General features: G+C 43.7%; 10 protein-coding genes. All 10 read right to left on the minus strand.

Annotation, left to right across the window (positions count from 1 at the left end):
• Positions 1–3: 3 nt before the first annotated feature.
• The 10 genes from ABEQ74_RS07070 to ABEQ74_RS07115 all read right to left on the minus strand — a co-directional run bounded on the left by ABEQ74_RS07070 (position 4) and on the right by ABEQ74_RS07115 (position 12585).
• Complete coding sequence (locus tag ABEQ74_RS07070; protein ID WP_430120798.1) at positions 4–2892, minus strand: extracellular solute-binding protein; 2889 nt, start codon at positions 2890–2892, stop codon at positions 4–6.
• Positions 2893–3009: 117 nt separating this feature from the next.
• On the minus strand, positions 3010–4392 hold the full coding sequence (locus ABEQ74_RS07075; protein ID WP_430120800.1) for an ABC transporter substrate-binding protein: 1383 nt from the start codon (positions 4390–4392) through the stop codon (positions 3010–3012).
• A gap of 14 nt (positions 4393–4406) precedes the next feature.
• Positions 4407–5663, minus strand: a complete 1257-nt coding sequence (locus ABEQ74_RS07080) for an alpha amylase family protein (protein ID WP_430120802.1) — start codon at positions 5661–5663, stop codon at positions 4407–4409.
• Positions 5664–5855: 192 nt separating this feature from the next.
• Complete coding sequence (locus ABEQ74_RS07085) at positions 5856–6788, minus strand: AraC family transcriptional regulator (protein WP_430120804.1); 933 nt, start codon at positions 6786–6788, stop codon at positions 5856–5858.
• Positions 6789–7165: 377 nt separating this feature from the next.
• On the minus strand, positions 7166–7561 hold the full coding sequence (locus tag ABEQ74_RS07090; RefSeq protein ID WP_430120806.1) for a hypothetical protein: 396 nt from the start codon (positions 7559–7561) through the stop codon (positions 7166–7168).
• Positions 7562–8055: 494 nt separating this feature from the next.
• Complete coding sequence (locus ABEQ74_RS07095; protein WP_430120808.1) at positions 8056–8151, minus strand: putative holin-like toxin; 96 nt, start codon at positions 8149–8151, stop codon at positions 8056–8058.
• 329 nt (positions 8152–8480) lie between these two features.
• Complete coding sequence (locus ABEQ74_RS07100; protein WP_430120810.1) at positions 8481–8891, minus strand: GNAT family N-acetyltransferase; 411 nt, start codon at positions 8889–8891, stop codon at positions 8481–8483.
• 135 nt (positions 8892–9026) lie between these two features.
• Positions 9027–9683 (minus strand): Type 1 glutamine amidotransferase-like domain-containing protein, encoded by a 657-nt coding sequence (locus ABEQ74_RS07105; protein ID WP_430120812.1) that lies wholly within the window; start codon positions 9681–9683, stop codon positions 9027–9029.
• 35 nt (positions 9684–9718) lie between these two features.
• Positions 9719–11521, minus strand: a complete 1803-nt coding sequence (locus tag ABEQ74_RS07110; protein ID WP_430120814.1) for a vWA domain-containing protein — start codon at positions 11519–11521, stop codon at positions 9719–9721.
• Positions 11522–11523: 2 nt separating this feature from the next.
• Positions 11524–12585: an AAA family ATPase gene (locus ABEQ74_RS07115; RefSeq protein ID WP_430120816.1), complete on the minus strand. Its 1062-nt coding sequence runs from the start codon at positions 12583–12585 to the stop codon at positions 11524–11526.
• Positions 12586–12822 lie beyond the last annotated feature (237 nt).

Raw genomic sequence — 12822 nt, forward strand, 5'->3', positions numbered from 1 at the left:
TTCCTACTTTGTCGGCAGGCCGAACTCCTGACGTTTTATCGTAATTTCCTGGTTGATCGTCCGAACATAATTTTCGAGGGTCTCTCTAGGCTCGCTGGCTTCGGTGTATACCTCGTAAAAAGCATTGTATACATGACGGTCCAACGAATACCCACCCGGCACCGCCGGTCTTCCTACAACCCACTGTAATTCGTCAGTAAGCTGCTTGAGCTCTTTGGCAGACCATGGAAGCTGCGCAAGAGCCTCTTTATTGGCTACCGCATATCTGGCGGATTCGCCCAATATGGATTCCATTTCACGTCCAAACGTGACCTGTGCCTCGGTATCCGTCCACCATTTGATAAATTCCCAGCCGGCCTCTTTATTGGCCGCGTTTTTAAACATGACCGTACCGGTTGAGGTGCTGAGCGTATCGTGGCGCACAACGCCATTTTCCCCTTCCGTTCCAGGCAACGCTGAGAAATCCCACTGTCCTCTGATCTCCGGGGCAAAGACCGTCAAATAGTTATAGGTTGTATAATCGGCGATGCCGACAGGCATCTCCCCGGTCCGGAAGCGGTTGATAAAATCAAACTCAATCGGCAGTTTATAGTTCGTATAAAGCTCCGTCCATTTTTGAAAAGTGTTAATGCCAACCTCGGAATCCAGGTCGGTGGCAATGCCATCCTCCTGGTAAAAAGCCCCGCCGTTCTGATACAGCATCGTCTCAAAGACGGTATTTGGCGGCAAAGCCAAATCCATATTGTGCTTTTGCAGTTCCGGTATGACGTTGTACATGTCCTCCCATGTCTTGGGAACGTCCAGATTCATTTCATCCAGAATATCCTTCCGATAGAACAGCATCGGGAATGATTGGGTTTCAGGTATGGCATAAATTCCGTCTTTAAAGCGGAATCCGGCAAATGCACTATCCATAAACCGGTTCTTCACCTCATCAAATCCTGGAAATTCCGTCATGTCCTGAAGAGCATTTCTCATTGCAAAATTAATGACGTCAGACTGGGTTAACGCAATATCCGGACCTTTTCCTGCTAAAGTCGCGGGAAGGACAACCGCCGGGTTTACAAGCTGCAGATTGACTGATATGCCAGTTTGCGGTGTAAAGGAGTTATCGATCATTGAACGAAGAAGCTGCGCCTGATCCCGCCCGGCAGCAATCCAAACCGTGACCTGCTTCTCCTTGGCATTCGCGTCGCTGACAGCGTTGTAATTTTCCGAGAACGATTTTGCGAATGACATCACTTCATGGGTAACTTTGTCCGTAAAGCCGGTACTTGCGCTTGGTGTCTTCACGTCCGGTGATTTGAAGTATAAATAATCGATTTCAAGCGGTTGATCACTTACCGAGAGCAGCCATGTCCCGAGTGCAGTGACATTATCTTTAAATTGCTTCAGCCGTGAGTTCAGCGTCTCCGGCCGCTTGCCCAGATCGCTTAACTGATACGATGTGGTCCGGAGAATGGCCGTGCTTCCGCTCGCCCCTCCAACCATCTGATCCATGTGATCCGCTGCTTGGGACAAGACTTCACTTTGCTTCATGAAGACTTCCTGGAGCTCGGGAATTTTCTTATCAAGCTCATAATCACGCAGAGGATCCGGTACGGTAGAAGTGATCATGATGATCTTGAGATAGAGTGCGTTAAGCTGCTGGATGGATGATCGCACCGTGCGGATCGTTTCCGTCAGCTCTCCGATCGTAAGTTCCAGCTTGATCTCATGCTTGCCTTTTGTCAGATAAAATCGGTAAGGAGTTTCATCCTCTCCGGGAGAGCCTACTTGCCAGGCTCCATCGTAGTTAAACGGAATCGTTGCTGCCTCTTTGAACGGTACGCTGCCGTCAATCGAAAGTGTGCGGACCACTCGAATGCCGCGGACGGCACTCTGCTTGTATCGGAGCCCGAATTCGTACAAGCCGTCCTCGGGGATATCCACTTCCCATGAAATCCACTGTCCAGGCAGTTTCCAGTTCACTCCCCCGATCGTATTCATCCGTATTTTAGACACATGATATGGCTCCGTTCCGGGACTGGACCGGTCATTCAAGGGGTATAATGAAGGGTTCGATTTAAGGTTGGCGCTCTCTCCTTGAAATTTGACAAAGTGTCCTCTCGTCTCACGGTAACCTTGTTGGACATATTCTTGTGCCACTTCCTGATATGAGGGTATTTCTTGCTCCGGGTAGATTTTTAAATAATCGATCAGGATCGGCTCCCGTAGAGAGACAAGTGTAATCCGATGCTTACCCTTCGTGAAGTAAAAGGAGAACGGTTCCTTGTAATAACCTTCCGAATCCCGAAATACACTCTCCTGCCATACCGGACTCTCCACCTGCCGCGGTCTCAAATCATTGCCTCTTGCGTCTTGCTCTACCTCAGGCAGTTGATTCTTCCATGTTCGCGGGAACACAAGCCTTGACGCTTCTTCAAAGGGTATCTTTCCGTCAATCTGCAACTCTCTTTCGATTGGAGAGCCATTTCCCTCTACTGGAAAATAGCGCATTCCAATATGGTACAAGCCCTCTTCTTCAACGGTGATGTCCCAATGGATTGAACCTGTATCATCCGTCTGGATGACTGGAGACGAAGCTCCCTCGTATGTATGGATGCGCTTGACCTCCATCCCCTCTGCCGAAGCGTAAGATTCCGCTTCAATGACCTGCGTCGAAGACGGTCTTGGTTTATCCGCATAATTGGCCTGGTAGGCTTCATAATGGAGGTCCACGGCAGCATCGAATGCCGCAGGTTCTATTAACGATGTCGACGACACTTTAATAGGCTCCAGCACAGGGCTTGAGTTACCGCTGCTTGCTGTAGCAAACATGGTCACCAGGACGATGACCAGGACCAGCAGGGCTGCGGTGACCGCCTTTGTCTTCCTCGTTATCTTCCGCATGCAAACCCCTCATTCCCCATCAATTGAATAAAACGAGGGAACCCCTTGCGGGATTCCCTGCACCTAAAGTCCTTAGCTTTTCCTGCATCGGATCTATGCTTCACACGCCTTTGCACATTATTTTGCAGGTTCCACCTTGGTGTTCAGGTGCTTATCAATCCCCTCCTGAGCCACTTGTTTATTCCGCTCAAGAATCGTTTCCGGCGATTCTCCCTTAATGATGGCAGCGGGAATTTCGCTCATGACGCCATTCAGTGGCAGGAATACAGGCTCCGTATATTTAAGCACTTCCACGATAGCGCTTACATCTTGTTCATCCGCCAATAACTGCAGCTCTGCCGACTCCCGGTTCGCTTGCTCCACACGATCCCAGGTCTGGATCTGATCCCATATATAAGCCTTTTCTTCGGCTCGCTTTACGTTAGCCGGAATGTAAAACTGAACATAGTTCTCTACGCTGCCTTGATACTGCTTTCCCTTTGGCCCTTTCGGGAAGAAGACGAACCCCTGTTCATCCGTCATATTTTCACGCGTACTTCCTTCCCACACTTCACCCGTTACCATCGCGGCTTTCCCTGTGTTGAAGTACATTTGAGAGTCCTTGTGCTCATTATCTCCGACCTTTGGAGCGATGACCTTGTGGGTGTTATATAGATCGTAGAGGAAACGAAGCGCCTCAATCACATCCGGATTTTTGTACGCGAATTCATGCTTGCCGTCCTTTTCTTCAATTAACGCAGCACCGTTAGAATGTATAAGAATTCGAGCTAACACGGCGCTATTATTCGTAATTCCATACTGGTCAATGACACCGTCACCGTCGGTATCTTTCGTGGCTCTCTTAGCTATATCAAGAAAGGCATCCCAATCCCATTTGTCCTGTGCGACCAGTTCATGCGGATCCGGCAGTCCTTCCCGTTCAAACATGGTTCGATTGTAGTACAACCCGGATGCATTATTTATGTTTGCGGTGAAGCCGTACATTTTTCCATTGACCATTCCGTGCTTCTTGATACCCACAGGCCATTTCGGATCATCATAATCAAAGAAATTATCCACTGGCATGAACAAACCTTGATTGATCGCAGGAACAGCGAAGTAATAATCGAGTGCCACGATATCTGCAACAGATTCTCCGGAAAGCGCAGCGTTGGTTACCATCTGGATGCTTTCACCCCAAGGCACCTTTTCCCATACAATTTTCACATTGTATTTTTCCTCTGCCTCCTTCCATTTCTCCAGTGCCAGCGCCCCTTCCGGTGTTTCTTCGCTCGGCCCATCCACCCAATGCAAAATTTTCAGCGTCTCGCCGTTCATATCAATTTTGCGTTCTTCCTCTACAGCCGGTTCCGGCTCCTTTTGCTCCTGTGATGGCGGCTTCTCCGCGGTCTGACTCCCCCCTGGCTCCGCTGCCGGTGGGGTTGAACCGCCACTACAAGCGGTAACAAAGCAAAATGTAAACGCTATCAAAAATTTGCCTAACCAATGAGCCTTCTTCATGCCAACGCCCCCCATTATTTTGTTGTATAGGAATCACGTGTAATACTGCTGTCCACATCAGAATCATCGTTCAAAGCAGAAGATAGTTCATTCCACCATTGATATGCTTCCAGATGGCACACATCAAAGAGCATAACACCATGAGAACGCTCCCTGCATAGATGAACCGCTTTGCGGAATTGATCCGGTTTTCCAGCATATTCGTGGAGGTAGAGACTTGCCAAATAAGGAATGGCTCCATTCAGCGCCTTCTCACTCCATTCCATACCACCTTCAACACTGAACATTGGATCGGAAATCCCCCGCTCTAACGCCTCCTGTTTGTAAACATCCGGATAGTAACAGCCGGTCATTAAGAAATCGAGTTCTTCAGCATAACCCGCTTGACGGTATTCCGGACTAGCCCAGTCCAGATCAGCCTCTGCATGGTATGTTGTGCTTCCCCAATTGACCCCTTCTTGATAGTAGTTAGGGTACCAAGAACCAACGTAAATACAGAACAGACATGACGGATTAATACTCTTTACAACAGACCTGGCTTCCTGGACAAAATTTTTAATATTTCGTGCTCTCCATCCCGTCCATTTCCCGAAGTATTTCCCATACACGATCGGGTTCCCGTCATAGCCTCCCGTAAAAATATCCTCTGGCCAATGAGGTACTTCTTCATTCAGATATTCCTCAAACTTCTCTTTGCTGAGTTCGCTGAAATCACCGTACACATTCGGATATCTGCAGCGGTCCAGAACGATACCGTCCACGTCATAGGAATCTGCAACCTCCCGGATGATTGACAATTCATGCGCGCGCACCTGCGAATGGATCGGGTTAACGAACAAACTGCCTTCCCCGAAATCCTCAGCCTTGACGTATTCAGCAGGCATTCCTTCTGCCTGCGGCTTTACATACAGCACTTGCCAGTCCTGTCTTTCATAAGCCAGCCCATCCCGGCTGGATCGTGCCCCCTCGGCAAACACGTTCATATTCGCGATAACCTTGAGATGTTGTTTATGAGCCTCATTCAGCATTTCCCGAAGAAAGTCCCTGTCCTTCCAATCGTTGTATCGCCCGTCTGACCACGTACTGACATGCCGTGCAATGCCGCTTAAATAGGTTACTTGCCCATACGGGATTTTCGCATCGATAACAAGATGGGTTATCCCCGATTCCTTCGCAAGCCGCACCAGCTTCTTCTGCTCCGCCATGTCCGCCAAACGTTTGGCATTTGCCAGGAAGTCAACCCACAGAATATTGGAGCCTTTATCAATCATTCCTTCAGCCTCCTCTTTCATTGATGATTTTCTCGAACATGGATTTTAGTCCGATCCCCTCTTCGGATAATTACTTGAAATCAGGCCCTCACATCGTTATTTCGTAGGGTTCTATGGGTATTTTAGCACTTATGAATTGGATATCATTTCATTATCGTGTTTAAAATTTGGATTATCGTCTGGCATTTTGATTTACTTGATCGCTTGTCTGCGATAATCGGAAGGAGATATTCCGGTGTATTTTTTGAATATTCTGCTGAAATAAGCCAGCTCATTAAAGCCTGTAGAATAACATACATCCGTTACCGTCAACTCAGGCTGCTGCAGCATCTTCATCGAGTGGAATATCCGCAGATCGGTGACGTAGCGATTAAATGTTTTGCCCGTCCATTCCTTAAACAAAATGCAGAAAGTGGACTTCGATAAATTCGACAACGAGCACAGTGAAGCTAATTTCAAGTCCTCGTTGTAGTGCCTATGGATGTAATCCACGACGCTATTCATAATATCCCTGTATTTTTCCGATTTCTCAAACCCCTCTTTAACGATTTCACCATTAACTTGCCGCACCAAAATCGAAAGCAGCATCAACAGATAAGCTTTGAGGTGAATTTTAAAAAACGGCACTCTCTTCTCATACTCCATCAACATATCTTTGATCACATTCGCAACTTTGACTTCCGTAACAGAATCCAGTGAAATTTGGGCTTGTGGACGCATCTCCTCGCGCAAAAAAAACTCCAGATACGAAACATCGAAGAAAGACTTCTCTTCAGGCATATCCTGCAATTGCTCATTCACAAACGACGGCATAAATTCACAGCCATATATTTCAATATCTTCACTTGGAGATATAGTGACGCTATGTAGGGTGAACGGAGGAATGACAAAGATATCCCCTTTGCCGATGGTGTACACCTCATGATTTACAGTGTGTGTGAATGTGCCTTTCGCGATATACCAGATCTGAAAATAATCATGAAAATGCGTCCATATACTCTGTTGATAGGTCAACTTATACAATTTACAAGGAAGCCCCTCAAGCATCTCCATCTTAGAGTTAAAATAAACCACGCCCGCTCCTGTCGTGCTCTCGATGTCAATTTTATTCCAATGCAAACTCATCACTGTACCATCCTCTCCTGTTGACTTATTTCCGCAAACGCATTCATATACGGGTTCTGAAACGGATCCTGCAGTTTTAAATCCATATACTTTGAACAACAATCCTATGCCTCCTACTTTGCCGAGGAAACCTGCAACTCTATCGCATATACATCAACATTGAAACTATAATACAACTAAATCACTGGAAGAATGATACATGAATTGGTAACTTGATTACCTATTTATTGGTCATATGATCTTTAGCTACCTTCTCAGTTAATTCTTCATATAACATCTTGTACTCACACAAAACGGCCCAGCCTTAGATAATTCTTATCCTTGGCTGGGCCGTTTGTTGAAATTGTGAATATAATGTTATACGATGTCCTTGTCTTCTAGAACTGCCACCAAATCTGCTCTTCACCTTTATTTCTTTGCCCTTTATATACTATTTCTCCATCTTTTTCTGACTTAATATCAAAATTAATTTGATAGCTTTTTCTAAACAGGTTGAGATCTGTAATTCCCCTTTCTATTTCATCGTAGAAATCAAAGACTAATTCTTTTGCTTGTTCATTTGTTAATCTATCTTCTACCATAACTCTAAAATTGATTATACCGTCACTTGAACTCGAACTCGTTGCAGTAGTAATAACTAACTCTTTACTATTCATGCTCTTCTCCGCTTTAACTAATGAATCTACCAATTGGTTAAAATCAATTTCATTATTATTGTTACAGCCAGCTGTAATAAGGGAAAATAGAATTATTAATACTATTAAATATTTCATTTAATCTCCTTCTCTTAAAGATTTTACAAGGTTTTCGGGTAACGTTGTTGTATTCACGAACCCGAGAGGCTTAAGGCAGTAAGGTTGCCGGGTTGAAGACTTAGCATCGCAGCGTTATTCGCCTGAGTCTACTTCCATTACTTCAACTTCAGGCGAATCAAGGAGCGTTAGCGACGCGGCTTGAATATGTTGTTAGACGAGGTTAACGCTTCTTTGCGCTACTCACAGTCGATATGCTGTCATTCAATATGTTGTATTACTGCCTTAATATGCTTTTAATATGCTGTTCTTTTCTAGCTTTTGATGTCTTTATTATGCTTTCATTATGATTTAACCTATATCCTGTTCACTTCTTTTTCCAATTGTGTTATCATACTTTGTAAAGAAGCCGAGTGCGGCTAACACTCGGCTCAACAATTGGCTTGGATGGGTTATCCCTTCTGAGTTAAAAAGGACCATAAACCCACCTCTGGCTCTAACCTTGGGGTGGGTTTTTACTTTTTCTTGTTGTTAGAATTGATGTATGTTAAAAGGGCAAGGATAAACGATCCAAATAAAAACATGATCGTCAACGCATCCTTTACATCCATGGCCTCACCTCCTTTCGAAGGGAAACCACGCCCACCCAAGATTCAATTGTCTTTCCTATTGTACCATCATCTACCACCAAGAGAAAGAACAAACGTTCGATGTATATGATTGATCTTGGACTCGTTAATTTCGTCTAACGTTTGTGTGTTCCCGACGCCTCACCGACTTAAGCCTGAAGGACGGCCACGACGCGGTTGGTGCAGGTGTGTCTGACAGAATCCTCTTCTTCTAAATTCCTCGGGCAGACCAAGATTCCGCAGGAACCGCAGTGGAAACATGGTGTTATGTGAAGTTCCTGACTTCCTGTATATACTTTCAAAATCATTCCTTATTCCAATGTGCATTTAAATCGTTCTACTCCAGGATACTTCTCTCCTAAACTTGTAATATTGAAACCGATCTTTCTGTAAAAGTTCACTGCATTCTTATCGGTTTCGGCTTCCATTCTTCTTATAAGATTCTCTTCCATAAATTCCATTATTAATTTCTTTCCTAATCCTTTTCTTCTGTTGTTAGATTTTATTGCTATATGTTTTAATTCAATTTCATAATCTGTTTGATAAATAATTCCGATAAGCCCGACTAACTCATCATTTTCCAATGTCCCCAGTAAGATTCTTGATTTATCATTCTTATATCGTTCATATTCTTGAATTACTCGTTTATGATCTGGATACATACATTCAGCTAGCAAATTTATTATTTCCTTTTGATCTTTATAGTCCATTAGGTTAATCATGGATTTCACCTGATTTCTATAAGTTTAGTATTGATACTAATAACCTTGATAAATGATCAAAGAAAAGAGCGTGTTTTGGAAAAAAGATTGATCAAAACACGCTCTCAATATTTTCAGTATACTCATTTCTTACAATTAAAGCGTCTCATCCAATTTCTGAATCTTTGAGTGGGAGATTAAATATACATTGCCTAAAATGTCGATTTTGTTTCCCTTTACACGTACAGCGCAATCTTTGTTCGACGCATATATATTCATTTCTTCTGATAAGGGAGACAGTTCGCTTTGAACCAACGCAATGTTATTTTCAAGATCAAAATGAGACAGGACGGAAAAATCGTCAAGGCCGATTCCATCGTAAACAGAGCTTATTTCAACTTTATAGCCAAAGTTTTTCGAGCATAACCATTTAGCTGACATGTTGATCGCACCAGCGCTTGCTCCCATCACAACGGCTCTGCTTTTTTTAATCAAATCCGACAATTCATATTCCATTAAAAACCCATTTTGTTTAATAGTATTTCCACCCAGCAAGAAAATGACTGAAGCATTTTGAATTATCCTTTTAGCATCTTCTTTCTGTACGCGATAGTTAATTAAATGATATTCATCAAACATAATACCGGCCTGGTCAAGCCAAAAGCGTTCAGTAGAACCATCCTCTTCATATACAAATGGATTCGAGCTAATCATAGCAATCGATTTTCTATCAGTTATATCCTCCTGTAACACCCTGCCCAGATTCTCTGGAAAAAAATCATTAAACCAACCTAAATAATAGTGAGTTTTCATAAGCCCCCCCGTAACAAAGTGTAAATAACATTTTCTTAGTCGATACGAAAAACAGGACCTTTTGGAGAAAAAGGTAGTTCATTTCCTTTAGGCAGTAAATAAGCATGTTCTCGCCGAATGGTTAGTTTGTCGCAATAACCATCGGTAATAATTAAAAGGGGGCCATTTTTCGGAAAATCCTCAGCATGAGTGATTAAATCAATCGCAGGCTGCAAAACGGTCCCCCCTCTTCCCCTAACTTGAACACGATCAGCGATGGTCTCTGGTGCAACATAACCTGCATCGTAAGGAGCTGCATCACAAAACACTAGACGAGCAAAAGGTACGTCTCGAGCTTGTGCATAACTAGCAATGGCACCAAGCGCCTTAGCGAGCAATTTTTTATCCATTGAACCAGACGTATCCAAGATCACACCAAATGTACGACCATCTTCAGAAGAACCGCTGTGTACCCATTGAGGTCTTGGAATATCTGGAGTTGAAGATTGCCGACGGCTAACACGGGCATAGGACCGCGTTTTTTCAAGTGGAGAAAAATATGAATCAAACCATTTGGCAAGCTCAACATCCCATTTAATCGGTGGTTGACCAAGCGCTCTAATTTCTTCAACAAGCCCAGAAGGAAGTAACCCCCTAGCTTGTTCTTCATGATATATTAAACCTTGTTGAAGAGCATTTTTGCAAAAATCATCGAGCGTTTGCCCTGTTCGAACATCCCAGAGCGACGGATCACCTTTACCAATCATATCGCCTAATCCATTGCCGCGAAGGGTAGCTAGTTTTCTATATAAGCGAATATCTCCAACCATTCTGTCGTATATCGATTCTGCAGATAAACCTTTCAACTCTGGGTCCAAAAGCAGACCGATTTTAGGATACTCACCAACTTGCATTTCAACCAACCACAGGTTGATGACATAATCACAAGCGACATTCCACAAATAAGGATCGCGACCTTGGCAGCGCTCATGATGCTGAAGACCTGCGTGTAATAACTCATGCGCCATCACAAAAATACATTCTTCGTCGGTTAGTCCAGCTGCTGGATTCATGTAAATTTCGCGTTCTACCACATCAATAGCCGCAACAGAAATGCTTAATCGTTGGCAAATGGTTTGGTCTTCAATAATTGTAAAACCGGAAGCAAGTGCGCCGAGCAATGGATAACGGTCCATAAACCACCGTTTTGCCCGTTGCGCAGCACTTTTAACATTCGTAGAATCCGATAAAGAAGTAGAGTGACCTCCGGCTACACTTACAGCACTCGTGACCGCGTTAGATAACCCAATTGCAAAGTATTTTTCCCATTCGGGTTCTCCCCTCCAATAACTACGCGCTGCTGTATCCCGAACATCCATATCCGAACTTGCTACACCGGCTGTGCCAAAATATTTCAAAACTTCCGGCACGCCCCGTTCACAAAATTGCTCATAAAGAGACTCCTCATCCTTTACGGTCATATCCGTCCGTGTTTCCATTTCAGAAGGAGGTGTACCTAGTTTCAAATCAGCAAGAAATTTGGCAATGTACAAATCACAAGCTGCATTCCATGCCACTGGATGATCTTTCGTTATTAAATGACCAAGTCCTAGATGCAACAAACAATGAGCAAGCACATAAACCCATTCCGAGGTTTCGCCTCGGCGTTTAGGATGCGTGTAAATATATCCGCCTTTTGTAACGGTTGCCCAACCATCTATTGGATAAGGAGTCCCATCTTGATGGACAATACTCGTTCTTGAACATAAAGGAGAAAAAATAGGATGGTTTTCAATTATCTCTACTGCTGCTTGGAATTGTTTTAAAGCTGGATTTTGAGGTGTCGTTTTTTTTGACATCATTACCCCTTATCTTTAACGGCGAGCCGTGGTAAATCACGAACAATTTCAACCATAAGCCAGTCAGGAATGTTAGAGGATTGTTCATTTTTCGCAACAACGAGCTGTGCAATTTCGAAACTAATGGCAGACAAGTCTTTAATCAATTTTTTCACCGTGTGAGCAAATTGCCTATGGTTACCACTGATATCATCTTTTCGAGCAGGAAGTTCTTTAATAATTTGTGCTCGAAAAGATTGAGCTAGAAAATAGAGAACATCACGATCTTCTGCAGCAGACGGAAATGAAATTTTGCCCTCTAAAATAGCATTTAATTGATATTTACCACTTAGATTCTTGTAAAAAGCTTTAAATTGTGTCGCATGAGCAGGAGTTAAAGAACCACCCGCTAAAATGCCGACCACTTCTGGTGACAAATTATCGCCAAACTCGCGAAGTGCATCCGAAAGCATGTGCCAGGACCTTGGCGTGGAGAACGGTTCTTCTGTTTTCGGAGGGGCACTCCACAGATGATCGGGGCGAGACTCTAAATATTCAATAACGATCGGATGAATTTCGTTTTCGTACGCCCAAGTAATCCAGTCTTGAAACGATACATTAAGTTGGACATGAAACATCCGATTAATGAGCGCAGAGGACATCGGTTTTACAATTGCACTATCTTGCGCACGGTTGCCGGCACCGATTACAATCGAACCTTCCGGAAGATGATAATCACCAATTCGACGTTCATGAATAAGGCTGTAAAAAGCTTTTTGGACTTCTTGCGAGCAAGCATTAAGTTCGTCCAAAAATAAGCAGTACGGCTCTTCCCGGGCAATCATTTTAGGTGGACAAAATTGACTTTTTCCATTTATGATCTGAGGTACGCCAATAATATCTTCTGGTGCAAGCTGAGAGCCTAAAAGTGAAACACATGGAAGTCCGACTTGATCGGCAAATGATTCAACTAAAGCTGATTTTCCAATCCCAGGAGCACCCCAAATAAAGACAGGACGAATAATGGAAACGTTAAGCAATATCTGCATCAATTGTGACTGAATAACAGGAACAGCAAGATTCAATAGAAATACTCCTTTTTCTTGAAAGATAATCTTATTATAACAAAAACCACCATCACGGCGGTTTTAAGAGAGCGTAAAATATGTTGTATAAGCATCTATGTTCCTATAGAGAATAGTTTTCCTGCTGCGTTATAAAATCAGTTTATCTTAGGGGAAAGGATGTGTCCGCAGCTTTGGCTTCCTGAATCATCTTCCGCGGACTGAGATTCGAAGAATCGATGCGTGAAGATGGTGTTA

Source organism: Paenibacillus solani (assembly GCF_050475945.1).
GTDB lineage: Bacteria > Bacillota > Bacilli > Paenibacillales > Paenibacillaceae > Paenibacillus_AQ > Paenibacillus_AQ solani_A.